At 70.1% G+C, this 24,246-nt stretch carries 26 protein-coding genes, 1 pseudogene and 1 riboswitch; of the genes and pseudogenes, 8 read left to right on the forward strand and 19 right to left on the reverse strand.

Going from position 1 to position 24,246, the window contains the following annotated elements; all coding sequences use genetic code 11:
- Window positions 1-112: 112 nt before the first annotated feature.
- The 9 genes and pseudogenes from JHN45_RS54615 to JHN45_RS02765 form a co-directional block, all read right to left on the reverse strand.
- Window positions 113-385, reverse strand: a pseudogene (locus tag JHN45_RS54615) (TauD/TfdA family dioxygenase); the annotation flags it as partial.
- 193 nt (window positions 386-578) lie between these two features.
- On the reverse strand, window positions 579-1,352 hold the full coding sequence (locus tag JHN45_RS02730) for a TIM barrel protein (RefSeq protein ID WP_201047830.1): 774 nt from the start codon (window positions 1,350-1,352) through the stop codon (window positions 579-581).
- Window positions 1,349-2,287: a sugar phosphate isomerase/epimerase gene (locus JHN45_RS02735; protein WP_201047831.1), complete on the reverse strand. Its 939-nt coding sequence runs from the start codon at window positions 2,285-2,287 to the stop codon at window positions 1,349-1,351. The genes JHN45_RS02730 and JHN45_RS02735 overlap by 4 nt, the downstream gene beginning before the upstream one ends.
- Window positions 2,284-2,895, reverse strand: coding sequence for a nucleoside deaminase (locus JHN45_RS02740; protein WP_201047832.1), 612 nt, complete (start codon window positions 2,893-2,895; stop codon window positions 2,284-2,286). Before JHN45_RS02740 ends, JHN45_RS02735 begins: the two co-directional genes overlap by 4 nt.
- Window positions 2,896-2,909: 14 nt before the next feature.
- Window positions 2,910-4,436 (reverse strand): GMC oxidoreductase, encoded by a 1,527-nt coding sequence (locus tag JHN45_RS02745; RefSeq protein WP_201047833.1) that lies wholly within the window; start codon window positions 4,434-4,436, stop codon window positions 2,910-2,912.
- Window positions 4,437-4,470: 34 nt separating this feature from the next.
- On the reverse strand, window positions 4,471-5,601 hold the full coding sequence (locus tag JHN45_RS02750) for an ROK family transcriptional regulator (protein ID WP_201047894.1): 1,131 nt from the start codon (window positions 5,599-5,601) through the stop codon (window positions 4,471-4,473).
- A gap of 26 nt (window positions 5,602-5,627) precedes the next feature.
- On the reverse strand, window positions 5,628-6,479 hold the full coding sequence (locus JHN45_RS02755) for a carbohydrate ABC transporter permease (protein ID WP_200708449.1): 852 nt from the start codon (window positions 6,477-6,479) through the stop codon (window positions 5,628-5,630).
- Entirely contained in the window at window positions 6,476-7,429 is a 954-nt protein-coding gene (locus tag JHN45_RS02760) for a carbohydrate ABC transporter permease (protein WP_200708448.1), read from the reverse strand. The genes JHN45_RS02755 and JHN45_RS02760 overlap by 4 nt, the downstream gene beginning before the upstream one ends.
- A gap of 7 nt (window positions 7,430-7,436) precedes the next feature.
- Window positions 7,437-8,738: an extracellular solute-binding protein gene (locus JHN45_RS02765; RefSeq protein ID WP_201047834.1), complete on the reverse strand. Its 1,302-nt coding sequence runs from the start codon at window positions 8,736-8,738 to the stop codon at window positions 7,437-7,439.
- A 359-nt stretch (window positions 8,739-9,097) separates the two neighbouring features.
- Between JHN45_RS02765 and JHN45_RS02770 the strand changes: the two genes are divergently transcribed.
- Window positions 9,098-9,628 carry an HdeD family acid-resistance protein gene (locus tag JHN45_RS02770; protein WP_201047835.1) on the forward strand — a complete coding sequence of 177 codons (531 nt, stop codon included), beginning with the start codon at window positions 9,098-9,100 and terminating at the stop codon, window positions 9,626-9,628.
- Between the two features lie 79 nt (window positions 9,629-9,707).
- Window positions 9,708-10,136: a hypothetical protein gene (locus JHN45_RS02775; RefSeq protein ID WP_201047836.1), complete on the forward strand. Its 429-nt coding sequence runs from the start codon at window positions 9,708-9,710 to the stop codon at window positions 10,134-10,136.
- Window positions 10,137-10,399: 263 nt separating this feature from the next.
- On the opposite strand, the gene JHN45_RS02780 is transcribed toward JHN45_RS02775, so the two are convergent.
- Genes JHN45_RS02780 through JHN45_RS02790 form a run of 3 tightly spaced genes read right to left on the reverse strand, consistent with a single transcriptional unit; the run spans window position 10,400 to window position 13,250 of the window.
- The gene (locus tag JHN45_RS02780; protein ID WP_201047837.1) at window positions 10,400-11,413 is read right to left on the reverse strand and encodes an ABC transporter substrate-binding protein; all 1,014 of its coding nucleotides are present in this window, start codon (window positions 11,411-11,413) and stop codon (window positions 10,400-10,402) included.
- A gap of 8 nt (window positions 11,414-11,421) precedes the next feature.
- On the reverse strand, window positions 11,422-12,189 hold the full coding sequence (locus tag JHN45_RS02785) for an ABC transporter ATP-binding protein (protein ID WP_201047838.1): 768 nt from the start codon (window positions 12,187-12,189) through the stop codon (window positions 11,422-11,424).
- Window positions 12,189-13,250 carry an iron ABC transporter permease gene (locus JHN45_RS02790; protein ID WP_201047839.1) on the reverse strand — a complete coding sequence of 354 codons (1,062 nt, stop codon included), beginning with the start codon at window positions 13,248-13,250 and terminating at the stop codon, window positions 12,189-12,191. Before JHN45_RS02790 ends, JHN45_RS02785 begins: the two co-directional genes overlap by 1 nt.
- Window positions 13,251-13,378: 128 nt before the next feature.
- Window positions 13,379-13,459, reverse strand: a riboswitch (cobalamin riboswitch).
- Between the two features lie 102 nt (window positions 13,460-13,561).
- Here JHN45_RS02790 and JHN45_RS02795 point away from each other — a divergent pair.
- A complete protein-coding gene (locus JHN45_RS02795) occupies window positions 13,562-14,323 on the forward strand; it encodes an aminoglycoside phosphotransferase family protein (RefSeq protein ID WP_201047840.1) in 762 nt (253 codons plus the stop codon).
- On the opposite strand, the gene JHN45_RS02800 is transcribed toward JHN45_RS02795, so the two are convergent.
- Window positions 14,301-14,792: an FBP domain-containing protein gene (locus JHN45_RS02800; RefSeq protein WP_200708435.1), complete on the reverse strand. Its 492-nt coding sequence runs from the start codon at window positions 14,790-14,792 to the stop codon at window positions 14,301-14,303. The two genes, JHN45_RS02795 and JHN45_RS02800, sit on opposite strands and share 23 nt — an antisense overlap.
- A gap of 85 nt (window positions 14,793-14,877) precedes the next feature.
- Here JHN45_RS02800 and JHN45_RS02805 point away from each other — a divergent pair, with 85 nt between their 5' ends.
- Both JHN45_RS02805 and JHN45_RS02810 read left to right on the forward strand, forming a co-directional pair.
- The gene (locus tag JHN45_RS02805; protein WP_201047841.1) at window positions 14,878-15,471 is read left to right on the forward strand and encodes a TetR/AcrR family transcriptional regulator; all 594 of its coding nucleotides are present in this window, start codon (window positions 14,878-14,880) and stop codon (window positions 15,469-15,471) included.
- A gap of 100 nt (window positions 15,472-15,571) precedes the next feature.
- The gene (locus tag JHN45_RS02810; RefSeq protein ID WP_201047842.1) at window positions 15,572-16,114 is read left to right on the forward strand and encodes a hypothetical protein; all 543 of its coding nucleotides are present in this window, start codon (window positions 15,572-15,574) and stop codon (window positions 16,112-16,114) included.
- Between the two features lie 13 nt (window positions 16,115-16,127).
- Here JHN45_RS02810 and JHN45_RS02815 read toward each other — a convergent pair whose 3' ends face one another.
- The 3 genes from JHN45_RS02815 to JHN45_RS02825 form a co-directional block, all read right to left on the reverse strand.
- Window positions 16,128-16,997, reverse strand: coding sequence for a helix-turn-helix transcriptional regulator (locus JHN45_RS02815; protein WP_201047843.1), 870 nt, complete (start codon window positions 16,995-16,997; stop codon window positions 16,128-16,130).
- Window positions 16,998-17,061: 64 nt separating this feature from the next.
- A complete protein-coding gene (locus tag JHN45_RS02820) occupies window positions 17,062-17,991 on the reverse strand; it encodes an alpha/beta hydrolase (RefSeq protein WP_201047844.1) in 930 nt (309 codons plus the stop codon).
- A 49-nt stretch (window positions 17,992-18,040) separates the two neighbouring features.
- The gene (locus tag JHN45_RS02825; protein ID WP_201047845.1) at window positions 18,041-18,508 is read right to left on the reverse strand and encodes a cupin domain-containing protein; all 468 of its coding nucleotides are present in this window, start codon (window positions 18,506-18,508) and stop codon (window positions 18,041-18,043) included.
- A gap of 197 nt (window positions 18,509-18,705) precedes the next feature.
- On the opposite strand from JHN45_RS02825, the gene JHN45_RS02830 reads away from it, so the two are divergent.
- Complete coding sequence (locus JHN45_RS02830; RefSeq protein WP_234467369.1) at window positions 18,706-19,356, forward strand: TMEM175 family protein; 651 nt, start codon at window positions 18,706-18,708, stop codon at window positions 19,354-19,356.
- Here JHN45_RS02830 and JHN45_RS02835 read toward each other — a convergent pair.
- Both JHN45_RS02835 and JHN45_RS02840 read right to left on the reverse strand, forming a co-directional pair.
- Complete coding sequence (locus JHN45_RS02835; protein WP_201047846.1) at window positions 19,281-20,555, reverse strand: MFS transporter; 1,275 nt, start codon at window positions 20,553-20,555, stop codon at window positions 19,281-19,283. The two genes, JHN45_RS02830 and JHN45_RS02835, sit on opposite strands and share 76 nt — an antisense overlap.
- A gap of 40 nt (window positions 20,556-20,595) precedes the next feature.
- Window positions 20,596-21,093: a GNAT family N-acetyltransferase gene (locus tag JHN45_RS02840; RefSeq protein ID WP_201047847.1), complete on the reverse strand. Its 498-nt coding sequence runs from the start codon at window positions 21,091-21,093 to the stop codon at window positions 20,596-20,598.
- 26 nt (window positions 21,094-21,119) lie between these two features.
- Between JHN45_RS02840 and JHN45_RS02845 the strand changes: the two genes are divergently transcribed.
- The gene (locus tag JHN45_RS02845; protein WP_201047848.1) at window positions 21,120-21,710 is read left to right on the forward strand and encodes a CGNR zinc finger domain-containing protein; all 591 of its coding nucleotides are present in this window, start codon (window positions 21,120-21,122) and stop codon (window positions 21,708-21,710) included.
- A gap of 81 nt (window positions 21,711-21,791) precedes the next feature.
- Window positions 21,792-23,192, forward strand: coding sequence for a glutamate decarboxylase (locus JHN45_RS02850; protein WP_200708427.1), 1,401 nt, complete (start codon window positions 21,792-21,794; stop codon window positions 23,190-23,192).
- On the opposite strand, the gene JHN45_RS02855 is transcribed toward JHN45_RS02850, so the two are convergent.
- Window positions 23,182-24,240 carry a low specificity L-threonine aldolase gene (locus tag JHN45_RS02855; RefSeq protein ID WP_201047849.1) on the reverse strand — a complete coding sequence of 353 codons (1,059 nt, stop codon included), beginning with the start codon at window positions 24,238-24,240 and terminating at the stop codon, window positions 23,182-23,184. The two genes, JHN45_RS02850 and JHN45_RS02855, sit on opposite strands and share 11 nt — an antisense overlap.
- Window positions 24,241-24,246: the final 6 nt, after the last annotated feature.

Genomic DNA, 24,246 nt, shown 5'->3' on the forward strand with positions numbered 1-24,246 from the left:
GGGTGAGCGCCGTCAGTCGCCGCTGGACGTCATCCTTGTCACGTCGGAAACGTCTTGCGCAAAGAGGATCTGCGGGAGAGTCAGGCCGCTGTGCCGCCAGGGTGTGCCGGTGAGGTCGCGCAAGAGGGTCTTCTGACGGCTGGCGACGACATCCTGGTCGAGGCAGGCCTGCCGCCTGCTCGTCCGCGTAGCGCCAGTTGACAGGCACCGAGGTCAGCGTCCGGAACAGCTCGGGGTGCTCGCGGCGGATCGTCTCCGCGATGTGGAATCCGTCGGTCATGCCGGACTCGCCGCCCTCGGCGTCATTGGCGGGGCAGTGCAGGAGCACATAGCCGGGTCGGGGGATGCGGTACGGGTTGTCGGTGTGCGGTTGGAGCGCGCGGGGGGGGTCATGCTCAGGTCGTAGGCCTGCTCCGGGGGCAGCGCCTTGATGTCCTCGATGGCTCCGTTGTTGGTGACGCGCATGAAGCCGATCCGTTTATGCCCCGCCCGTGCCCGCTATGTCCCTTCCGAGGAACGCCGTGAACGCCCTCCTCGACACCGCCGCACTCCGGCCCGGGAAGAAGAACGCGTAGCCGTCAAAGGAGGGCACGGGCGGCGGCGTAGACCTGGCCGCTGTCGCCGAGTGGGGTCGCCTCGATGCCTACGTAGCCGTCGTAACCGGCCTTGTGGAGCCAGGCGAGTTCCGTGGCCCAGTCGATGGTTCCGGTGCCGAACTCGTGGCGGCCCGGGATGTCGGCCGCCTGGACGTGGCCGATCAGCGGTATGGCGTCCTGGATCTCGGCTCCGAGGGGCTCGCCGTTGAGGATCGCGTGGTAACGGTCGTAGAGGAAGCGGACGTTGGGGAGGTCGATCGCGCGCAGGAGGGAGAGCGCCGTGCGTGAGTCGGAGATCAGGGCGTGGGGTTCCTCGTAGGCGCGATTGACGACCTCCACGAGGAGTTCGAGGCCGCTCTCGCCGGTTTCCTCTCCTGCCCGTGCGAGCACCTGGGCCGTGTTGCGGAGTTGAGCGGCGGGTTCGATTCCCGGGACGAAGTCCCCGGCGAGGACGACGAGTCCGGGGGTGTTCAGCTGTCGGGCGGCGTCGGCGGCTGCCCGTACGCGGGTGAGGAACTCGTCGTGCGACGACGGGTCGCCCAGGTCGCACTTGTCCCGCCACGACTCGACGCACAGGGTGATCAGACGCGTGCCGGTCGCCTCCAGTGCGCGGGCGAGGCGGGGCAGGTCCTTGTCCCACCACTCCCAGATCTCCACCGCGCGGAACCCGGAGTCGGCCGCGGCGCGTACGCGGTCGTCCAGGGGCCGCTCGTCTTCGAGGAACATCAACTCGATGCAGGCGGAGAAGTCGATCACGGGCGAACTGCCTTGCTCGCCACGGCCGTTCCTGCTCTGAGGGCGGCCACCGGGTCGGGCGCCTCGTCCAGTTCGATGAGTACGGTGCCGGCGCCCGGGGTGCGGGACATGACCTCGGCCCAGCCCTGCCAGTCGACGATGCCCGAGCCCAACTCGGCCATGTAGGGCTGCTGTTGGGTGAAGACCGTTTCGTCGATGGTGAGTTCGACGTCGATGGGCCTGACCGCGTCCTTCCAGTGGGCGAGGGCGATGCGCGGAGTGTGGCGGCGGGCCACCGCCACCGGGTCGCCGCCGCCGAGGGCGATGTGACAGGAGTCCGGGCAGAGCCAGACGTAGCGCGGGTCGGTCAGGGCCATGAACAGGTCGATGTCCCGCTCGTACCAGAGGGTGCTGTTGGACTCCGTGTGGAAGGCGAGCTTCACACCGAGACGCGAGACGGCCTCACCGACCGCGTGCGCGATGTCGGCCATGCGGGTCATGTACGCGGCGTCGACGAAGAAGGGCGGTCGCGTGCCGAATGTCGTCCGCATGGGCAGGCCGGCGATCAGGAGGCCCGCGCCCACGTCGGAGAGAAAAGCCGCGCGGCGTTCGGCGTCGGCGACGATCGCGGGCAGATCGGCGCCCTCCCGCCAGCCGGGGGCGTCGCTGTCGGCGATGAACGCGCTGACGACGGACAGCCCCCGGGCCGCCAGTTCGCGGCGGAAGGCGGGTGCGCTGCCGAAGGCCCGCAGGGCCGACTCGATGTCGCCCGGCGCGAAGGTCAGCTCGACACCCGTGACACCGGCCGCCGTCAACGCGTCCATCACCCGTGCCCAGAACCGCTCGGGGTGGGCCAGGGCCCAGTCGCGCACGGCTTCGGCGGAGGGGAGGTCCCAGAAGTCAGGGTGGTAGAAGGTGATGACGTCGGTGGCGAAACGCGGTGCCGTGTCGGTCATTCGGTGCCTCCGCGGGCGTTGTAGACGACGATCCCGTCGGCCGCGTCGACGGCCTTGCGGTAGTTGCGGAATACGGTCAGCGCCTCGTCACGGAGCACATCTCCTACGACGTCGATCCCGCGTGCCTCGAACTGCTCGGCCCAGTCGGCGCCGAGGGGGCCCTCGTCGAACGTGGTGATCTCCTCCAGCTCGGGCCCGTCCCCCGCGACCACGAGAGAGCGCACTCCGGACCACATCGTGGCGCCGTAACACTGCACGCAGGGGCGCCAGTTGACGACGAGTTCGTGCGCGGCTACTCCCTCGGCGCCCAAGTCCCAGCCGCCGAGGGCCGTTTGGGCGAGCCCAAGCGCGACGACCTCCGCGTGGGCGCTGGAGATGCCGGAGGCGAGCACGACGTTGACGCCGACGGAGACGATCCGGCCGGTGTCGCGCTCGGCGACGAGGGCCGCGAACGGACCGCCGTTGCCCTCCCGCCAGTTACGGTCCGCGAGCCGGTGCACGAGCCGCATCCGGTCGGCGCGGTCGGGGATCACGGCGGGCGTGTCGGCCAACTCGTCGTCGATCCAGGCCGGCAGCGCCACGCGGTATTCCTTCGGGACGTCGATCACGGTCGAACTTCCTTTCAGCGCGCGGCGAGCGGCGCGGTTCGGGCGGTGACGGCTCGGGCGGCCCGTACGGCGGTCACCGCGCCGGTGAGGGTGACGTTGGCCGCCATCGGGGTGGGGATGACGCCGTTGCCGGCGAGGTACAGGTTGTCGTAGCCCCACACCCGGCCGTCCGGGTCGCAGACGGTGGTGCCGTCGTCGGCGGTGCCCGCCCGGACCGTGCCGGTCAGATGCAGGGAGGAGCCGGGCGGGAGCAGCGCGAGTTCGGTGGCGGGGTCGAAGGGGCCGAACTCCTCGGCCAGTGACCGGACTTCGGCGGACGCCCGGTCGATGAGCGCGCGGTCGGTGTCGGAGTACTCGAACTCGACGCGGATGCGCGGCAGCCCGGCGAGGTCGGTCTCCGACTCCGAGAAGACGAGGCGGTTCGCGGGGCGCGACTCGACGGGGGCGTACAGGGTGAGGCCCACGGCGTGTGCGAGCGGGCGGCCGTCCTCGCCGACGTACGTCCGGTTCATGATCTGCCCGTGGAAGGGCTGTGCCGTCCCGTTCTGCGGCAGCCAGAGGGAGTCCGTGCTGAACTCGCCGGTGCGCGGCAGGGGCAGGTCGTCGAGGGCGAGGCCGAACCGGTCCAGGTCGAGCAGCACCCGGGCGGTGATGAACGCGTGCTCGTTGAGACGGCGGCCCAGGGCCGGGGGGCGGATGCCCGAGGCGAACAGCAGTTGCGGGGTGCGCAGCGCGTCGGCGCACACGACGACGGTGTCCGCGTGGAGTTCGGTCTCCGTGCCGTCGGCGACGCGGCGCAGTCGGGCGCCGGTGACCCGGCCCGCCGATGCAAGCAACCTGGTGGCGAGGGTGCCGGTCAGCAGGGTGAACTCCGGGTCGCCGCCGGACGCGACGGGCCGGAAGATCGTCCCCGGTGCGGTGCGTGGCATGGGGCCGGATGCCGTCGCCGTGACGGCCATGGGCATGGGCTGCGGGCGCCGGTCGTCCGGTGCGGTGTCGTCGTAGCGCCTTCGCAGTACGTCGAGGACCAGGTGCCCGATCTCGGTGGGGCCGATGGGGGAAGGTGTGACGGCGAGGAGTCGGCGCGCTGTGTCCAGGTCCGCCGCCCATGCGGCCGGGTCGCCGAAGTCGAACACCTCGTCGCCGGCGGGCCACGGGGTCGCGGCGGTCCAGTGGACGCCCATGCCGCCCGCGTTCCAGGCGAGCGCGGTCGCGGGCATCGCCTCGGCGTCCTCGCCGAAGGCCAGCGCGTGGAACATGCCGGGCGTCAGGCCGGTGAGGCTGTCGGCTGTCTCGCGCACAACCTCGGCGCCGGTGTACATGCCCTGGATGCCGCTGACGACCTGTTCGTTGTAGCGCGCCCAGAGGACCGGGTCGTCGACGTCGTGCAGATGCAGCCCGGGTGTCCTGCCGATCGCGCTGCCGCCGTCGACCATCGTGATGCCCAGCCCCGGATCGCTGTCCCGCAGCAGCCGGGCCACCACGGATCCCATGATGCCGCTGCCCACGATGAGGACGTCGGTGTGCGGGATGTCGGTCACAGGGGAACTCCAAAGTCGTTACGTGTGGGGGGAGTTACGCGCCGGGGACGAGCGGGCCGAACAGCTCGGTGTCCATCCGGTCGAGCGCCATCTTCACGGCGCCGATCAGTGCGGCGTCGCGGCCCAGGCAGGTGGCGCGCAGCTCGATCGCGGGGGTGCGGGCGACGCGCATCGCCTCCCGCACCCGGGGCAGCAGTACATCGGCCGCCTCCTCCAGACCGCCGCCGAGCACGATCAGCGAGGGCGCGACCGTCCAGGACAGGGTGGTGAGGATCGAGGTGATGTTCTCGACGAACTCGTCGACCTCGGCGAGTGCTTCCGCGTCTCCGGCCCGGGCCGCCTCGAAGCGCTCCAGGGCGATACGGCGCCGGTCCGCCTCGGGTGAGGTGAGCCAGGCGACGGGGTGGTTCTCGACCGAGCCGACCGGTATCGAGTGCGCCTCGATGATCTCACCGGCGGCGCCGTCCAGACCTCGGTGCACGGCGCCCCGGATGAGGATGCCGAGGCCGGTCCGGTTGCCGAGGACGGCCCAGACGACGTTGTCGTGGTCGGCGGCCACTCCCCGCCAACGCTCCGCCAGCGCACCGAGGTTGGTGTCGTTGTCGGCGAACCAGGGCACCCGGACGCGCCGCCCCAGCTCCTCGGGCAGCCGCACACCCTCCCAGCGCGTGGTGTGGACCAGTCGTCGTACGACACCCTCGTCGTCGATCGCGCCACCGGCCGCGACCGCGCCGGCACGCAACCGGTCCGGCGAGCCGCCCGCGTCGTCGAGTGCCTCCCGTACGAGGGCCGCCGCGTCGTCGAGCGTGGACCGCGGATCCTGGTAGGCGCGCAGGGGGCGCTGGGCCCGGCCGAGGACACGGCCGCGGACGTCGGCCACCATCGCCGACACGTCCAGGGTGGTGATGCGGACGGCCGCCAACAGGGCGTGCTCGGCGCGGAGTTCGTATCGTCGGGCGGGGCGGCCGGCGCAGCCGCTGGTCGGCACGCGGTCGAGTTCGGTGACCCAGCCCGCCTCGATGAGCGAGTCCAGGATCAACTCGTTGGTACGGCGGGAGAGTCCGGCCCGCTCGGCGAGTTCGGTCAGGGTCATCGGCCCGGCCGACACCGCCAACGTCCGCAGAACGACTGACGTGTTGACACGGCGGACGGCGCTCTGGTTCATCCCGTTCGTCGCGGACTTCAGCGGGGTCACCTCATTCCCGTTCCGGCGATGCCCTGCACGAAGTACCGCTGCAGGCACAGGAAGAGCACGAGCACCGGCAGCATGACGACGACGGCACCGGCGAGCATCAGGCCGTAGTCGGTGACGTGCGCCGCCGCCTGGCTGGTGGCCGCGAGGCCCACCGGCAACGTGTAACTGGACGTGCTCTGGGCGACGATGAGCGGCCAGATGAAGAAGTTCCACGAGTTGAGGAACGACATGATCGTGATCGTCGCGACCGCCGGACCGGCCAGCGGGAGGAAGATCCGGAAGAAGATACGGAACTCACCGGCCCCGTCGATCCGGGCCGCCTCCAGCAACTCGTCCGGGATCGACGACGCGTACTGCCGCATGATGAACACCGACATCGGCATCGCGAGGCTGGGCAGCGCGATGCCGGCGAGGGTGTCCGCCAGGCCCATGTCGACGGTGAGGACGAACTGCGGGACGAACACCGCGGTGAACGGCACCATCATCGCGGCCATGACCGTGCCGAACGCGAGCCGCCTGCCCGCGAATTCGAGTTTCGCGAGCGCGTAGCCGGCGGCCGACGCGGCCACGATGTTGCCGACCACCACCATGGCCGCGACCACGATGCTGTTGACCATGAACCGGCCGAAGCCCTGGGTCCTGAACAGCCGGGTGAAGTTGTCGAGCGTGAAGTGGTGGGGGACGAGGGCACCGGGGTCGGAGCGGATCTCGTCGAGGCTGCGCAGCGAGCCGCCGATCCCCCAGACGAACGGGAGCAGCGTGAGGAGCGCGCACAGGACGAGCGCGGCGTAGAGCAGCGGCCGGGCAACGGGCCGCGCTCGTACGGCACTTCGGGCGACGGCGGTCATGCGCGGGGCCTCAGCAATCGGAACTGGACGATGCTCACCAGGGCCACCAGCACCAGGGTCACGAAGGAGGCGGCCGAGGACACCCCGAACTCGCCGACCCCGAACTGGTGGTAGGTGTACAGCGCCACGGACTCGGTGGAGCCGAGCGGGCCGCCGTCGGTGAGCAGATAGGGCTCGTCGAAGACCTGGAGATAGAAGACGGTGAGCAGCACCGACACCATGAGGGTGGTGGGCAGCAGCAGCGGGAGGGTGATGTGCCTCAACTGCCGCCATTTTCCTGCGCCGTCGAGGGCGGCGGCCTCGTAGACGTCCTGCGGGATCGACTGGAGTCCGGCGAGGAAGAGGACCATCGCGGTACCGAAGTTGCGCCAGACGCCGAGCAGGATGACCACCGGCATGGCGAGGTGCTGGTCGTCCAGCCAGTTCGGTCCGGCGAAACCGACCGCGCCGAGCACCTTGTTGACGGTGCCGCTCGGGGTGAAGGCGTACTGCCAGATCAGTGCGGCGGCCACGACGTTGGTGACGACCGGTGCGAAGAACACCGTACGGAAGAGGCCGCGCAGACGCCGGATGCCGGAGTTCAGCGCGAGGGCCAGCGCGAAACCGACGCCCATGGTGAGCGGTACGCCGACGGCCACGAAGACGGCGGTGTTGAGGATGTCGCGCCGGAAGGTGGAGTCCTGGAACAGCCGGAGGTAGTTCTCCAGGCCGGTGAAGTTGACCGCGAACGGATGCCGTAGGTCCGCGCCGTGCAGGTCGGTGAGGCTGAAGCCGAGCGCGGCCACGGTCGGGATCGCCGTGTAGAGCAGGAACACGGCGAGGAACGGGGCGAGGAACAGCCAGGCGACAGCCGTTCGCCGCAGGCTCCGGTGGCGGGCGCGCGCGGGGGCCGTGACCGGCCGGCCGCGCGGTGTCGTGCGCGGCGCCCGACGGGTGAGGGTGGTGGTCATGGGCGGCTCACTTCGTGCTCGTGCCGACGCTCTCGGCGTACGCCTGGATGTTCGCGGCGGCCTTCGCCGCGGTCTCCTTGCCCTTGGCCACGGCCTCCATCTCCTTGCCGAGCCGGGTCGCGACCTGCTGCCAGGTGCTCACCTGCGGGAACGCCCGCGCCTTCGTGAGCTGCGTGAAGAACGCGTCGAGGAGCGGCTGTCCCTTGATGGCGGGGTCGTCCCAGGCCGACACGGCCGCGGGCAGTGAGCTGTACGCCTTGAACTGCGCGACCTGGGTGCTCGGCTTCGAGACGTACCGGATGAACTTCCACGACGCGTCCGCGTTGCCGCCGGTCGCGAGCACACCCCAGCTGCCGCCGCCGGAGAAGGAGGCACTGCTCGAGGCGCCGGCCGGCAGCGGTGCGGTGGCGACATGCGATGCCGTCCAGCCGGTCTTCTTCGCGGCGGTGTCGAGCTGGCCGACGACCCAGGGGCCGGTGATCATGCAGGCCGTCTTGCCGGAGACGAAGTACGGCTGGGAGTCGAGGAAGGTGGGGGTCGCGGTGTCGGCGGAACCGGACGTGAAGAACGACGCGTTGTACTTGATCGCGTCGACCATCGCCGGTGTGTCGAGCGTCCACCTGCCGTCGGCGGAGAGCAGGGAGCCGCCGGCCTGCCAGGCGTACATCGCGGCGTCCTGGCCGTTGAAGATGTCCCAGCCGTTGTCGGCCCCGAGCCCGTGCACGGCTCCCGCGCCCTGCAGCGCCTTGAAGAAGGGCACCATCTCGGCCCAGGTGGTCGGCGCCTTGACGCCCGCCTTCTTGGCGAGGTCGGCGCGGTAGACGAGGGCGTACGTGTAGGCGTACCAGGGCACCGTGTAGGCGACGTCCTTGGCCACACCTGCGTCCCACAGGCTCTTGAAGAAGCTGCCGGAGTCGACGAGTCCGTCCGGCACGGGCCGCAGGATCGCCGGGTCGAGGAACTGCGCCTGCGACTCGGGGAAGAACTGGGCCACGTCCGGGCCCTTGCCCGCCGCGATCGCCGCCTGGAGCTTCGTGTAGTACTCGGAGTTCGGTATCAGCGTGAACTTCAGGGTGACGTCCGGGTTCGCGGCCTTGAACGGCTTGATCACCTTGTCGAGCACGCTGGCGTCGTCCTGGGTCGCCCAGACGTTGACGGTGCCGGTGGCCGGGGTGGTGCCGATCGGCTTGGCGGACGCTTTCGCGGCGGCGGTCTCGGTACCGCGCCCGCAGCCGGTCAGGGCGAGGGTGCCGAGGAGAGCTGTGCCGGCGGTCAGTCTGAGGACGCCGCGACGGGAGGGGTTGGACACTCGGTGGCTCCTGTCTCAAGACATCGCTGAGGACAGTGATGTTTTTTCGTGAGAAAGCACCTCTTGCGGCTTGAGGGACCCAATGGGTGCGATGACGCCTATGCGACTGGCGTTAACGCTAGGAAGTACCTATTTCGACGGCGTGGCGGAGCCGTCACGAATAATTTCGGAACTTGTAGCGAAATCGCCCGCGCATGCCGTCCGGGGTGGGTCGTCGCCCGCCCGGAACGCCCCGAACCTAAGCATCCCGATAGCTACAGCAGTGCAGTCGGATGACGGATGGGCCCCGGACCGCCGAGCCCTAGCGTCGGCATTGGGAAAGAGGCGACCGGCCCATGCCCCCTCGGCCGAGAAGGGAAGTGATCACCATACTCAGCTCACCCAACGCCCTGTTGTGGCGCGGCATCCTCGCGGTTGCCTTCGGACTGGTATCGCTGGTGTGGCCCGGCATAACCGTGGGCACATTCGTCTACCTGTTCGCCTTCTACGCCTTCTTCGCCGCGGCCAACGACGCCGTTCGCGCGTTCAGCGGCAACCGGGCGGGGCCGGTCTTCGGCTGGCTGCTGCTGGCCCTGCTGTCCGCCGTGAGCGGAGCCGCCGCGATCCTGTGGCCGGGCATCACGGCGCTGGCACTCACCCTCTGGGTCGGCGGGTGGGCGCTGGTCACCGGCGCTGTCGAGATCGGCATGGCCACGCAGGAGGGCGAGTCCGCCGGAGAGCGCGCGATGTTCATGCTGACCGGGCTGGTGTCCGTCGCCCTGGCCTTCGCGCTCTTCGTGCGGCCGGACGTCGGCGCGGTCTCACTGGCGACCGTGTTCGGCCTGTTCAGCCTGATGTACGGGACGTCGGGCATCGTCCTCTCACTCCACCTGCGGCAAAGAGCGGCATAGCGGCATGCGTGGCGTCGGCGTGCCCGTGTCGCGCGATGTCCGAGACCCACCGAATCACCCTCACGAGACAGGAATCATCATGGACAAGCTTTCGGACCAGCTCAGCAAGTTGGCGGACCGGACGAAGAGGGTCGAGGACACCGCCACGGCCGCCAAGGCGAAGAACCGCGCGCAGCTGGAGACGACGAAGACCAGTCTCAAGGCATCCATCGATGCCGTGGGGGCCAAGACCGACGACGCCAAGGCCCGGGCGCAGGGCCGGCTGAGCGACGCGCACGACTCGGTGCAGAAGCACTTCGCCGACCGCCGCGCGGCGAGCGCCGAGCACAAGGCCGAACGCGACCTCAAGAAGGCCGAACGCCGCGCCGACGACGCCGAGCAGGACGCCGCGGGCGCGATCGCCCTGGTGCTCTACGTACTGGACCAGGCCGAGTACGCCGTCGTGGACGCCGTACTCGCCCGCGCCGACGCCGACGACCTCGCCGCCGCGACGGGAACCTCCGGGTGACGGCCCGCTAGGACCGGCTCTGTTCCGCGTACGTGCAAACTGGACGGCCGCAGCCTCCCCTCCGGTGGCGAGGGTGCGGCCCTCCCGCGTCCCGATGTCACATCCTCGCGTCCGCCGGTGTCTTCATGCCGAACCGCCGGGCAGACACACGTACCGGCCCGGACAGGCACGTACCAGGAGGACATCATGACGCTTCGCGTTCCGAGGGCCGGGCTCCCCGCCGAGCTGCGCGAGACCATGATCGAGCAGGCTGATCGGGACGCCTACTGGGCGGCCTGCTGCCCCGCGGCCACCGTGCGGAGATACGCGCCGAGGCGGGCGATGGCCGACGGGTTGCGTGGGCTCTCGACGAGGTCGACGTAGTCCAGGACGAAGATCCGCCGGTGCTTGACGGCGGAGACGTTGCGGAGCGGGGCGTAGGAGAGGAGGAACTTCTTCTTCTGTTCCGCGCTCACGTCGCCGTAGTCGCAGATCACGATGACATCGGGGTCGCGCTTCACGACGGTTTCCCAACCGACCGTGGTCCAGGAGTCGTTGACGTCGTGCATGGCGTTGACCCCGCCGGCCTCGCTGATGATCTGGTCGGGAGCGGCGTAGCGGCCCGAGGTGAACGGGGCGTCCTGGCCGCTGTCGTAGAGGAAGACCGTGGGGCTCTTCGCGGGAGCCTCGCTGTGGACGGTGGCTATGTGCTTCTTGAAGTCGGCGATCAGGGTGGCCGCGCGCTTCTCGACGCCGAAGAGCTTTCCGAGGTTGGTGAGGTCGGTGTAAAGGGCGTCGAGGGGCGGCATGATGCCGCGCGAGGTGTCGGTGCGGCCGTTGCGGCAGGACTCGGTGAGGACGTACGAGGGGATGCCGAGCTTCTTCAGGGCGTCGGGGGTGAAGCCGCTGTCGTCGCGGAAGCCGTAGTTCCAGCCGGCGAAGACGAGGTCGGCGCGGGCGTCGAGGACGTTCTCCTTGGTGAGTTGGTCCTTGGACAGCCACGTGACCTTCTGGTAGCCGTCCTTCCAGGGCACGTCGGTCAGATCGCCCTTGTCGTCGGGCATGGCGAACCCGGCCATGCGGTTCTCCAGCCCGAGGGCGAACATCAGCTCGGTGATACCGACGTCGTTGGTGACGACTCGCTTCGGGACGGTCTTGTACGTCACCTTCTGACCGCAGTTGGTGAGGGTGACCGCCTCGGCGGACCGGGTGTCCGCGGTCGACTCGACACTCGCACCGCAGCCGGTGGCTGTCACGGTCGCGGCGAGGCAGAGAGCGGCGGCGAGCAACTTGCGCATGAGGGTCCTTACGTGGTGGGCGGGAGCAGGTCGAACAGGAGCTGGACGGCGCCGGTCTCCGGGTGTCGTACCGGGTGCGCTCGGACTCCGAACACCTCGGCGAGGAGGGCGGGTCGGAGTACGTCGTGCGGTGCGCCGGAGGCGACGATCCGGCCGCCCGCGATCACGTACAGCAGGTCGCAGTGCGCGGCGGCGAGGTTGAGGTCGTGCAGGGCCGCGAGTACGGTCAGGCCGCTGCGGCGGACCAGGGACAGCACGTCCAACTGGTGGGCGATGTCGAGGTGGTTGGTGGGTTCGTCGAGGACGAGGACGCGTGGGCGCTGGGCGAGTGCGCGGGCGATCAGGACGCGCTGCCTCTCGCCGCCGGACAGGGCGAGGAAGCCGCGGTCGGCGAGGTGGGTGACACCGGTGCGTTCCATGGCTTCGGCGCAGATCTCCCGGTCCGACGCGGCGGTCCGGTCCCGGTGCGGCAGCCGTCCCATGGCGACCACTTCGGAGACGGTGAAGTCGAACTCGGCCGACGACTCCTGCGGCAGCGCGGCCAACACCCGGGCGGCGGCCCGTGGTTCCATCGCGTGTACGTCGTCCCCGTCGAGCCGGACCGTGCCGCCGGCCGGTCGTAGCGCCCGGTACACGCACCTCAACAGGGTTGATTTTCCGCTGCCGTTGGGGCCAACGAGCCCGACGAACGCCCCGGAGTCCACGGCGAGCTTGATGTCGTCGACCAGCCGCACGGCGCCCGCGTCGACCGACAGCCCCTCGATGTCGAGCCGCATCAACGACCCCCGAACGCATAGCCGCCGCGCCGCATCAGCAGCAGGAAGGCGGGCACTCCCACGACGGCGGTGATGACGCCGACCGGGAGTTCGGCCGGGGCCAGCAGCAGCCGGGACAGTACGTCCGCCCACACCAGCAGCACCGCGCCGACCAGGGGCGCGACCGCGAGGACCCTGCGGTGATCGGCGCCGACGAGCATCCGTACGAGGTGCGGCACCATGAGCCCGACGAAGCCGATGGCGCCGCTGACCGCCACCACCGTTCCCGTCACGGCCGCCGTGACGACGAATAACTCCCGGCGCAGCCGGGCCGGTTGGACGCCGAGCGCGGCGGAGGTCTCGTCCCCCATCGCGAGGGCGTTGAGCGGTTCCGCCCGCCATCGCAGCCACGTCCAGCCGGCCGCCACGGTCACGGCGGCCAGCGGCACCTGCGCCCAGGTCGCGCCGCCCAGGCTCCCGAGCAGCCACATCATCGCCGAGCGGGCCGCCTCGCCGCGGGCCGCGCCGAACACCATCACGGTGGTGACGGCTTCGAAGCCGTAGGCCAGCGCGGTCCCGGTGAGGATCAGCCGCAGCGGGGTGAGGCCGTGCGGCGAGCGGGCCACGGCGTAGACCAGGACCATGGCCGCGAGCGCCGAGGCGAACGCGGACGCGGACAGCGCCCAGACGCCGAGGCCGGCGAACGCGCCCAGCAGGATGACGGCGTTGGCGCCCACCGCCGCGCCGGAGGAGATGCCGAGGACGAACGGATCGGCGAGCGCGTTGCGGACCATGGCCTGGACGGCCACGCCGACGGCCGAGAGCCCGGCGCCGACGACGGCCGCGAGGACGACCCTCGGCAGCCGGATCTCCCAGACGATGGTGTAGTCGGCGGCGTCGTCGGCGGGTATGGTCCCGCCGCTGACTCCGGCCCACAGGAAGCGGAACACGTCCGCCGGTCCGATGCCGGCCGCCCCCAGTGCGACACCGCACACGAGGGAGACGCAGAGCAGGAGCAGCAGCCCAAGTATCAGCAGCGGCTGGGGTGTTCGGGCCGGGCCGGAGCTCGGAGGTCGGCGCACGATCGGCGGTCCTTCACCTGGGGCCGCCTGGTGAGCCTCGATCGAGGAGACAGCCCGTACGACCGTGCCGGCCGCTCGGATCCCCTCTCGCAGTCCACGGCGAGCAGTCAACGGGTCGCACCACCCACGGGCGATCGGGCTCACGCGACGACCAGGGGTCGCCACGCACACCGTTGCGGGACAGCGCCGGATTCTCACCGGACTTCCCCCGCGGGAGGCAAGGGGAGCCTAACAAACGGGGACGAGCAGGTCGGAGCCGCCCGAGCCGGAACCCCGGCTCACCCTCGACAGGACGAACGGAGCGGTCGTAGATGCGGGAACAGGACGGTGAAGTGCCCCTGCGCGGCGGGCGCGTGACCCCCGGCGTGGTGCGTGTCGGCGACACGGTGCGCCGACCGGTCACGGAGGCGTCGCCCTTCGTGGCACGGCTACTCGGCCATGTCGAAGGGCGTGGTTTCGCCGGTGCCCCACGTCACCTGGGCCTCGACACGGCCGGACGCGACACGCTCAGCTACCTGCCCGGCCAGGTCCCTGCCAGGTTCCGGTGCTGGACTGACGCACAGATCACGGCGGCCGGTGCGCTGCTCCGGTCCCTGCACGACGCGACCCGTGGCTGCGTGCTCGCCGGGGCGTGCCCCGTCGTCTGCCACCACGACCCCGGCCCGAACAACGCCGTGTTCCGCGACGGTCTCCCTTACGCCTTCATCGACTTCGACACCGCCGCGCCCGGTGATCCCCTCGAAGACGTCGGATACGCGGCCTGGACATGGTGCGTCTCCTCCCGCCCCACCGCTCCGCCCGCCGCCGCACAGGCGAACCAGGTGCGGATCCTCGCGGACGCCTACGGCCTCGAAGCCTGCGCCCGTGGCGAATTGGTCGACGTGATGCTCGACCGGCAGGCCCGCAACGCGAGTTGGTGGCGTCAGCGCCTCGGCGAGCTTGAACTTCGTCCCGATGAGGCCGAGTTGATCGTCTCCCGCGTCGAGTGGTCCGAGCGGGAACACGCGCACACCGCCGCGTATCGCTCCACGTTCGAGAGGGCGTTGCCGGTCACGCCCCCACCCTCGCGATGAACGTGGCGAGGTTCGTCACGGTCCGGCGGATCTTCTCCTCCAGGGTGAGGGATTCCTGGAGGCGGGCGCCGACGCCCGTTTCCTTCTTGCCTCGTACGTAGAGGGAGCAGGCGAGGTCGCTGCACATGTAGACGCCGACCGAGTTGCCCTGTTGTCCGGCCTTGCCCGATCTGGGCGCGACCATCAGGGAGACGCCTCCGGTGTGGGTGGTCAGGCAGACCGAGCACATGCTGCGGCGCTGCTGCCAGGAGGCGGCGCCGGAGGTGCGCAGTTGGACGCCGACCGGGCGGCCGTCCAGTTCGGTCACGACGTAGGCCCGGTCGGGGGCCTGGGGATCTCGCCAGCCCAGGAAGTCCAGGTCGTCCCAGGATCGTTCGGCCAGGTCACGGGGGACGGACAGGCGTTTGGCCTCGCCCTTGGTGCAGTTCACGAACGCGGTGCGGATCTCTTGCTCGGTCAGCGGCTTCATAACAGACACGCTAATTTGCCTAATCGAGTTAGGCAAATGCATAATCTTCGAAGCCACAGAGTGAAAACCGACACGGAGGACGGCCATGGCAGGGACCGGACGGGTGGGACTGACCACGGAGCGCCTGGTCCGGGCGGGCGCGGACCTGGCCGACGAGATCGGCTTCGAGCAGGCGACCCCCGCGGAGCTGGCCCGGCGTTTCGGCGTCAGGACCGCGAGTCTGTACTCGCACGTGAGCAACGCCCACGACCTCAAGACCAGGATCGCCCTGCTCGCCCTGGAGGAACTGGCCGACCAGGTCTCCGCCGCGGTGGCCGGGCGGGCCGGCCGGGACGCCCTGACCGCCTTCGCGAACGCCTACCGCGACTACGCCCTCAAGCACCCGGGCCGCTTCGTCGCGGCCCGGTTCCGGCTCGACCCGGAGACGGCCGCCGCCAGCGCGGGCGTACGGCACGCACAGATGACACGGGCCATCCTGCGCGGCTACGACCTTGCCGAACCTCAACAGACGCATGCGGTACGGCTGTTGGGCAGCGTCTTCACCGGTTTCGTCGGACTGGAGTCCGCCGGCGGCTTCGACCACAGCGCCCCGGACGCGCAGGAGAGTTGGACCGAGATCCTCGACGCCCTCGACGCTCTGCTCCGCACCTGGCCCAAAGCGCCCGCGTCGCGACCGTAGAAGACGGCAAACCGCCGTCCGGCGCCGGCTCGGCCGAATACTCTACGGATACGCACGGACACGACGCGCTGCTCGCCGCGGCCGACCGAGGAGGAATCCCGTGTCATCGCCCCTCGACCCCCAGCACGCTCCCGTCGGCGATGTGGGCGCGGCGCTCATGATCGTCGACTCCCGGCTCAAGACCGTCCACGACGGCAGGACCAGGACCGATCCCGAACAGCAGGCGCTGATGGAGCAGTTCATCGCGTCGTTGGGTCCGGAGGGAGTCGAGGACGTCCTGGCCGGCACGTGCACCCTCATCTACATCTTCATGACGTGGCTGCGGAAGGCTCACGAGAGTCAGGGCAAGGACGTCATCGAGTACGTGGTGCCCACCCTCGTGGGCACGCTGCGCATGATGCCCAGGAGCGTTCCGCCCGGGGCCGTCCCCACCATGGCCGGCCTGGTCGTCGCGGCGGGCATCGGACTGAGCCCGAATCTGTGGCGCGAGCAGTACGGGGACTGGACCAAGGACGAGATGACTCCGCTGGAGGCCACCGCCTTCCTCCTCGCGGAACACATCAACCGCATCACGGACGACCCCGACTCGGCAACCCGTCTGATCACCGACGCGCTGTCGCGCGCGGACGAGGACGAGGACTGACGTACCGCGACCTTCACGGGACCCGGGCCGACAGCGGGCGGGCCGCGCGCAGATCGTCCAACTTCTCCGCGTCGCCCGTCCCGGCCGCCGCCGTGTACGTGACGATCCTGAGGTCGGTTCCGGCGGCCATCACGACATCGAGGTCGAGGTCGATGTCCCCGACTCGGGGGTGTTCTATGGTCTTTCGGTCTCCGACGTGGGTGCGGGCCGTGCCGTTGGACCACAGGCGGGCGAAGCGCGGGCTGTCGCGCAGCATGCGGTCGACGAAGGCGACGAGCCGCGCGTCATGGGGATGGGCGGCGGCCGTGACCCGCAGGTCGGCGACGAGATCCTCCTCCTCGACCTCGTCGCCCGCCCAGGACCGCACGGGCCACCCCGCGATCGGCGCACGTCCGGGTCCGCCGCCCGGCCGGAACATTCCGGCGACGAGGTTGTGCTCGTCCCAGCCGTAGGTGCGGGGGTCGCCGATCGCGGCGGACCACATGTCGTTCCAGCCGATGAGGGTCCAGTCGGCGGCGAACACGGCGGTGGGGCTGTCGGCCAACTGCCCCACGAGCCGGTGCACCCGCGCGGGCATGTGTCTGGACACGTCCCCGGTCGCGGGCGGCGCGAGGTGGGCACAGCGGAACAGGTGGTCGCGTTCGGACGGTTCGAGGCGCAGCGCCCTGGCCAGCGCGGTGACCACCTGGGCCGAGGGGTTTCGGGCGCGGCCCTGCTCCAGCCGGACCACGTAGTCGACCGACAGGCCCGCCAGCCGGGCCAGTTCCTCCCTGCGCAGTCCGGGGATGCGCCGGTCCCCGCCCGGCTCCAGCCCGCTGTCCTCGGGTAACACGCGCTCTCGCCACCCCCGCAGTGCGATGCCGAAGTGGTTCGTCGTTGCCATGCACGCCATCGTCGTCGAGACGCTGTACGGCACACCGAACTTCGGTCTCCGCACTACGGATTCTTTACCCGGCCATCCCGAGCGCCTCGGCGCCTTCGGTGACGTCCGTCCAATGGGCCCGTGTGAACGCGGCGGCCACGTCCAGGGCTTCGGCGCCCTCGTCGAGCATCGCCGCGAACCCCTGGAAGACGTGCGGTACTTGGGACCAGACCTGCAGATCGACCCGTACGTCGCACTCGGCGGCGCGCGCGGCCAGTCGTACGGCGTCGTCCAGCAGGATCTCGTGCGAGCCGACCTGGATGAGCAGCGGCGGCAGGCCGGTGAGGTCGGCGAAGACGGGGCTGGCGTGGGGCGTGGTGGGGTCGGTGTCGCGGAGATAGTCGCGGGCCCGCCTGCGCAGGCCGTCCGGGGTGACCGAGGGATCGACGGCCGCCTTGCTCACCGCGCTCGCGCCGGACACGCTCAGGTCGGCCCACGGGGAGAACACCGCGGCCGACGCGGGCTGGGGCAGGCCCGCGTCCTTGGCGGCGACCAGCGTCGCGGCGACGAGACCGCCGCCCGCTGACTCGCCGACGAACGCGATCGCGGAGCTGGGCAGTCCGTCGTGGAGGAGGGCCCGGTAGACGGCCAGGGCGTCGTCGACCGCCGCGGGGAAGGGGTGTTCGGGGGCCAGCCGGTAGTCGACGCAGACGGCGCGCGCGTCGGTGCGCCGTACGATCTCGGCGGCCAGGCCCACGGCGTCGGCGGCCGAGCCGATCGCGTAGGCGCCGCCGTGCAGATACAGGACCACGGTCGCCGGGTCGCTCGCCGGGGTCTCGACGGTGACGACCGGGACGCCGCCCAGTTCGCCCACCGTGGTCGAGACGTCGGGGGGCAACGGGATGGACGCCATCATCTCGCCGAAGACGACACGCTGTTCGGCGACGTCGCCGCCGAGGTCGAGCGGACCGTGCCGCAGCATTTCGTCGAGGGCCTGGCGCTGTTGCCGGGACATGGCTGTGCCTTTCGTGGTTCCGGTGAAAGCTGTGAGGGGAGTTGCAGGGTCAGCGCGGCGGGCCGACGATGATCTGGCCGTACTGGTCGGCGGCCTCCGCCATGAGGTCCCGGGAGATCTCGAAGCCCTCGGGGCGCGGGGTCGTCAGGTCGCGTCCCGCGTGCCGGAACATGCCCTCGATGCCGCCCGGTGTGCAGATCATGAGGAGATCCGCCGTGTCGGAGGTGATCCGGTAGCCGTGCGGAACGTTGCGCGGAAGGAAGACGATGCCGCCCTCCGACAGCTCCATCTCCTCGTCGTCGCACCACAGCAGCGCACTGCCCTTGATCAGCATGAAGACCTCGTCCTCACGCGTGTGCATGTGGTACGGCGGCGCCTCGCCCCTGGCGACGGAGAACCGTCCCACGGTCAACTGCCCGCCGGTGGCCGCCGCGTCGAGCAGTACGGCGAACTCACCGCCGTCGAGCCATTCCAGTTTCTGCTGCTGCTCGGGCTGTGCGAGGTAGGCCAGGGTCATGACGGTGTCCGTTCTGCGTCCGTGCCGCGTCCGGTACCGCGCGGTCACGGTGATGACTCGGTCGGTTCGATGATCCTCTTGGCCCGGCCCCGGCCGCCAGGCATCCGGGTAGGACCAGCAGTACCACTCCCCCGGGTCCGGTCCGAGGTATCGCGCGCGTCCGGGACGGTCACCGTCGTGTGGCATCCTCTGCTGCCATGAACGTCTCGACTGATCAGGAACTGCCGTCCGAGGACGAGGACATGGAGATCCGGGCGGTCTCCGCCGAGCGACTCACGTTCTTCGGGGACGCGGTCGTCGCCATCGCGCTCACGCTGCTGGCCCTGGAGCTGCCGGTACCGGAGGGCTCCACCAACTCCGAGCTGTGGCACTCCGCTTCGGGCCACCGGGAGAGTTATCTCGCGTTCATGATCAGCTTCGTGGTGATCGCCGCGCACTGGCGCTCCCACCACCGGGTGTTCCGCTATGTCACGGCGTCCAACGGCAAGTTGACGGCCTTCACCATGTACTGGCTGCTCACGTTGGTGATCACCCCGTTCGCGACCGATGTGATCGGCGGGCACGGAGCGTTCCAGGCCCGGTTCGTCTTCTACGCCACCGTGCAGTGCGCGTCCTGTCTCCTGTTCATACTGATGGTCAACGAGGTCCGGCGCGACGACCTCTACCGCACCGGCACCCCGCCCGAGCTGTTCTCCCGGACGATCCGCGGAATCGGCATGGTGGCAGCTGGCTTCCTGGTGTCGATCCCGGTCTCGTTCCTGACCCACTGGGCCTACCTCTGCTGGATCGTGGTGCCGGTCGCCGACACGATCGCCGCCCGGCGCCGGAGCCACCGGCCCTCGGTGTGAGCCTGTCGGGCGTGCTGCTGTCGTAGCGCGAGGCGGACGGCGGGAGGTGCTGCCAGACCTGTGAGCAGGAACAGTGCTCCTACGACGTACCAGCCCGGGCGGCCCCAGGTGATGCACAGCGCGATGAGCAGCCCCGGGCCGAACGCCTCCGCCAGGCCGGTTCCCAGGCCGAACACGCCGAGGTACTGGCCGGTGGCGTGCCGTGGGGCGAGCGCGAAGGACACCTCGAAGCCGGCCGCCGCGTGCCACAGTTCACCGACCGTGTGGATGACCACCGCGGTGATGAGCAGCGCCGTGGCGGCCCATGCCGGAGTCCCCGCCGCGAGTGAGATCAGCGCGCAGGCGACGAGGAAGGCCACGCCCGCCCGCCGGTAGGCACGACCGCCGGCCACGGGAGAGTCGATGCCACGTCCGGCCCTTACCTGAAAGGCGACGACGATGACCGTGCCGGTGAGCATCGTGCCCGAGATGAGCCAGTGCGGTGCGGTGGTGGCGCCGATCAGCCAGAGCGGGACGGCCACGGTGAGCACCTTGAACTGGATGGCCATCACGCCGTCGAGAACGGTCAACAAGAGGTAGGGACGGTCCCGTAGAGCGCTCCATCGGGAGCCCTCTGCCACGGGTCCTGGCGCGACGGACGGCAGCAGGAACAGCGTCGCCGCCGCGCAGACGAACGCGAGCGCGTTGCCGACGACCATGCACCGATAGGCGTTCAGGGTGCCCACCTGCACGATCCAGCCGGCGCCCACCGCGCCCACGGAGATCCCCACGTTGGTGACGGCACGCAGCCGGGCGCGGAACTCCTGCGGCCGGTCTCCTCCGTAGTGCCTGATGAGCGGGGTACGGGCGGCGAGTCCGGCCGCCTTCGCCGCGGCGGCCAAGCCGATCACGAGGACGAACGACCAGAAGCCGTCGGCCAGTACGAACCCGGCGGTGGCCAGCGCCTGCACCAGCAGCGTGGCCATGTAGACACCACGGGCGCCTCGCACATCGGCGAGATGCCCTACGGCGATGCCCACGGCCGGGGCGACGAGTCCGGCGATGCCGAGGCCGAGACCCACCTGCTCCGCCGGCAGCCGTACGGCCTGGGTGAAGTACAGGACTCCGGCCGTCAGACAGAGGCCGCTGCCCATCGTGTAGACGAGGTTCGAGGCGACGAGCACCCGGTGCGGTCGGCTGCCGGGGATCAGCTTGGGCATGAAGTGGCTCCGGTTTCCTGGCAGTTGTCGTCGTGACGGATCACAGGCGCAAGTACAGGGAGGGATCGGGGTGTTCGGTGAAACCGAGGCCGCGGTAGAGCGGTTCGCCTTCGGCGGAGGCGTGCAGGTCGACGCGGGCGACGCCGCTGTCCCGGAACCAGTCGAGCAGACCGCGCATGATCGAGCGGCTGTGCCCGCGTCGCCGGTGGGCCGGGTCGGTGACCACGCCGAGCACGTGCCCGGTCCGGCCGTTGCGCAGATGCGGTCCCGGCAGTCGCTGCTCGACGGTGCCGATGCCACAGGCGGCGAGGGTGCCGTCGTCGCCGTCCACGACGAGGATGCGCACGGTGTCCGCCGTCAACTGTTCCTTGAGCACCACGGCCAGGGCGTCCAGCCAATCGCCGTCCGTTGAAGGGGAGTTGAAGAAGTCGCCGCCCAAGTCCTCGAAGAGCAGCACTCGTAGCCGTACGAGTTCCACGAGGTCGTACTCGACGGCCTGCCGTACCCGGGACCGGTCCCTGTTGTCGCGTTGTCGCATGGTGATCAGACTGCTGTAATGGTCTTATGCACCTCAACCCTTACGGCGAGGATGCCGTGAACCTGGCGGCAGAACTAGTCAACCGGCCCCCCGCCGACGCCGAGGAACTCTCGGACCGCTGTCGCGATGCCGGTCTGGTGCTGGAGCGGCCGACGACCGCCGAGGATCTGGACCGCGCCCGGTACGCGTTGGAGTCGTGGGAGAAGGTCGTCGACGCCACCGACGAGCAGGAGCGCGCGGAGCTGGTCAACCGGATGCTGGAGGAGGCCGCCGCCTACCCGCGGGTGACCGACCACGCGGGCAGCGGCTGGCACCTGCACTACCGCGACGACCGCAAGCCGCTCGGCGATGTGCTGTTCTCCCTGATCTCGGTGGGTACGGCACTGCATCTCACGGGACGCGGAATGCACCGCCTGAGGCGCTGCGCCGTGACCGAGTGCGGCGCGGTCTTCGCCGACACCTCGCGCACGGGGCGGCAGCGCTACTGCTCCCAACTCTGCGCCAACCGCGACGCGGTACGCCGACACCGGGCCCGAGGTCAGGAAAAGGAGGCATCCAGTATGTACAAGGGAAAATCCAGTTCATCAGTGCGCAAATCGATCACTGGATCGGTGTAATCGGCACATACGTCCCCCCGTCAAGGGATCTAGCGTCGGAGTGCACGGGGCCGCACGGACCAGAAAGGCATCCCCACACTCATGCCCATCCCGCATACCGCCGTCATGCCCGAAGCCGAGTTCGACACCCGGACCGTCTCCCGCCGCGCCGGACAGCCGGCCGCCGCCGACCTCCTGCTGCCGGTCGACGAACTGCCCGAGACGTCGTCCTCGCCCGACCTGATCTGCCGCCGCGTACGCGACGAGCTGATGCTCGACGGCAACGCGCGCCTCAATCTCGCCACCTTCGTGACGACGTGGATGGAGCCGCAGGCAAGGGAGTTGATGGCGGAGACGGCCGAGAAGAACCTCGCCGACCGCGCCGAGTACCCGCAGATCACCGCCATGGAGGAGCGCTGCGTACGGATGCTCGCGCGGCTCTGGCACGCTCCGCACCCGGAGCAGGTCCGGGGCTGCTCGACCACCGGTTCCAGCGAGGCCGCGATGCTCGGCGGACTGGCACTCAAGCGCCGCTGGCAGGAACGCAGGCGCGCCCAGGGCAAGGACACCGCGCGGCCGAACCTGGTGATGGGCGCGAACGTGCAGGTGTGCTGGAAGAAGTTCGCCAACTACTTCGAGGTGGAGCCGCGTTACGTCCCGATGGAGCCGGGCCGCTACCACCTCACCGCCGACGCGCTCACCGCGTACTGCGACGACAACACCATCGGTGTCGTGGCCATCCTCGGCTCCACGTTCGACGGCTCCTACGAGCCCGTCGCGGACATCTGCATGGCCCTGGACGGATACCAGGCAGCCACCGGCACCGACATCCCCGTGCATGTCGACGGCGCGTCCGGCGCCATGGTCGCCCCGTTCCTCGACCCGGCCCTCATGTGGGACTTCCAGCTGGAACGGGTCGCCTCCATCAACACCTCGGGACACAAGTACGGACACGTCTTCCCCGGCCTGGGCTGGGCGTTGTGGCGCGACGCCGAAGCCCTCCCGGACGACCTGGTGTTCGAGGTCGACTACCTCGGCGGCAGCTCCCCCAGCTTCACGCTCAACTTCTCCCGCCCGGGGGCACATGTCGTCGCGCAGTACTACAGCTTCCTCCGCTACGGCTTCGAGGGGCTGCGGGAGCTGGCGTCCCAGAGCCGGACCACCGCCCGCGCCCTCGCCGCGCGCATCCGCACCATCGCCCCCTACGAGTTGGTCACGGACGGCTCCGAACTCCCGGCATTCGCCTTCCGGTTGACCCCCGGCACACAGGGCTTCACGGTGTTCGACGTCTCCCACGGCATGCGCGCCCGCGGCTGGCATCTGCCCGCCTACAGCTTCCCCGCCCCGTGCCAGGACGTCTCGGTGCTACGGCTGGTGGTGCGGACCGGGTTCACCGCCGAACTCGCGGGCATGTTCATCGCCGACCTGACCGAGGTCACCCGGAACCTGCACACCGCGCTGCCGACACTCGCCCCGCCGCTCAAGCCACTCGTCACCGCCTGAGACGGCGGACCGCGTCGAGGAGTTGGTCGATGTCGTCGGCGCCGTGCGAGAACGCGGTGACGAACCGGACGATGCCCGGCTCCCAGCGGTCGTGGTAGAAGGCATAGCCCTCGGCGAGGAGTCCTTCGGTCACGTCCTGGGGCAGGCGGCAGAAGACGATGTTGGCCTGCGGGGCGGCCAACAGGCCCGCGCCGGCGATGGACTTGAGGCCGTCGCCGAGGCGGGCGGCCATCTCGTTGGCCTGCCGGGCGTTGCGCAGCCACAGACCGTCGGTGAGGTACGCGTCGAGCTGGGCCGTCTGGAACCGCATCTTGGAGGTGAGTTGGCCCGCACGCTTGGCGCGGAAGGCCAGCTCGCCGGCGAGCGCGGGATCGAAGGAGACGACGGCATCGGCGGTCATCCCGCCGTTCTTGGCGACACCGAAGGACAGGACGTCGACGCCTGCCTTCCATGTCATCTCGGCGGCGGTGGCGCCGAGTTGGTCCAGGGCGTTGGCGAAGCGCGCGCCGTCCATGTGGACGCGCAGTCCGGCGTCCTTGGCGATGCCCGACAGCCGGCGGATCTCCTCCAGTGTGTACACGCTGCCGCTCTCGGTGGCCTGGCTGATGCTCACGACGGACGGCTGCACACTGTGCACGTCACCGGCCCGGCGCCGCACCGCCGTCTCCAGCGCGGCGGGGTCGATCTTGCTGTCGGGGCCGGGGACCCCGACGAGTTTGGCGCCGCCGGTGAAGAACTCCGGCGCCCCGCACTCGTCGGTGTTGATGTGACTGTCGGGGTGCGAGAGCACGCTGCCCCACGGCGGGGTGAGGGCGGCCAGGCTCAGACCGTTGGCGGCGGACCCGGTGGAGACCGGGAAGACGTCGACGTCCCGCTCGAAGATCTCCCCGAGCCTGCGGCGGGCCCTCTCGGTGTAGGGGTCGTTGCCGTACGGCAGCACCTGTCCGGCCGCCGCGTCGGCGACGGCCCGGGCTATCTCCGGCGAGGCTCCGGCCATGTTGTCGCTGATGAAGGCGCGACTGGAGGGGGTGGTGGCGATGGTGCTCATGAGCGG

The organism is Streptomyces sp. MBT53, from assembly GCF_016654115.1.
GTDB lineage: Bacteria > Actinomycetota > Actinomycetes > Streptomycetales > Streptomycetaceae > Streptomyces.

Bases quoted from the DNA above. Each gene is read 5' to 3' on its own strand.
- JHN45_RS02735 (WP_201047831.1), bottom strand. From the start codon at position 2,287: ATGACCGACACGGCACCGCGTTTCGCCACCGACGTCATCACCTTCTAC.
- JHN45_RS02750 (WP_201047894.1), bottom strand. From the start codon at position 5,601: ATGAACCAGAGCGCCGTCCGCCGTGTCAACACGTCAGTCGTTCTGCGG.
- JHN45_RS02755 (WP_200708449.1), bottom strand. From the start codon at position 6,479: ATGACCGCCGTCGCCCGAAGTGCCGTACGAGCGCGGCCCGTTGCCCGG.
- JHN45_RS02760 (WP_200708448.1), bottom strand. From the start codon at position 7,429: ATGACCACCACCCTCACCCGTCGGGCGCCGCGCACGACACCGCGCGGC.
- JHN45_RS02775 (WP_201047836.1), top strand. From the start codon at position 9,708: ATGGACAAGCTTTCGGACCAGCTCAGCAAGTTGGCGGACCGGACGAAG.
- JHN45_RS02780 (WP_201047837.1), bottom strand. From the start codon at position 11,413: ATGCGCAAGTTGCTCGCCGCCGCTCTCTGCCTCGCCGCGACCGTGACA.
- JHN45_RS02785 (WP_201047838.1), bottom strand. From the start codon at position 12,189: ATGCGGCTCGACATCGAGGGGCTGTCGGTCGACGCGGGCGCCGTGCGG.
- JHN45_RS02795 (WP_201047840.1), top strand. From the start codon at position 13,562: ATGCGGGAACAGGACGGTGAAGTGCCCCTGCGCGGCGGGCGCGTGACC.
- JHN45_RS02800 (WP_200708435.1), bottom strand. From the start codon at position 14,792: ATGAAGCCGCTGACCGAGCAAGAGATCCGCACCGCGTTCGTGAACTGC.
- JHN45_RS02805 (WP_201047841.1), top strand. From the start codon at position 14,878: ATGGCAGGGACCGGACGGGTGGGACTGACCACGGAGCGCCTGGTCCGG.
- JHN45_RS02815 (WP_201047843.1), bottom strand. From the start codon at position 16,997: ATGGCAACGACGAACCACTTCGGCATCGCACTGCGGGGGTGGCGAGAG.
- JHN45_RS02820 (WP_201047844.1), bottom strand. From the start codon at position 17,991: ATGTCCCGGCAACAGCGCCAGGCCCTCGACGAAATGCTGCGGCACGGT.
- JHN45_RS02825 (WP_201047845.1), bottom strand. From the start codon at position 18,508: ATGACCCTGGCCTACCTCGCACAGCCCGAGCAGCAGCAGAAACTGGAA.
- JHN45_RS02830 (WP_234467369.1), top strand. From the start codon at position 18,706: ATGAACGTCTCGACTGATCAGGAACTGCCGTCCGAGGACGAGGACATG.
- JHN45_RS02835 (WP_201047846.1), bottom strand. From the start codon at position 20,555: ATGCCCAAGCTGATCCCCGGCAGCCGACCGCACCGGGTGCTCGTCGCC.
- JHN45_RS02840 (WP_201047847.1), bottom strand. From the start codon at position 21,093: ATGCGACAACGCGACAACAGGGACCGGTCCCGGGTACGGCAGGCCGTC.
- JHN45_RS02845 (WP_201047848.1), top strand. From the start codon at position 21,120: ATGCACCTCAACCCTTACGGCGAGGATGCCGTGAACCTGGCGGCAGAA.
- JHN45_RS02850 (WP_200708427.1), top strand. From the start codon at position 21,792: ATGCCCATCCCGCATACCGCCGTCATGCCCGAAGCCGAGTTCGACACC.
- JHN45_RS02855 (WP_201047849.1), bottom strand. From the start codon at position 24,240: ATGAGCACCATCGCCACCACCCCCTCCAGTCGCGCCTTCATCAGCGAC.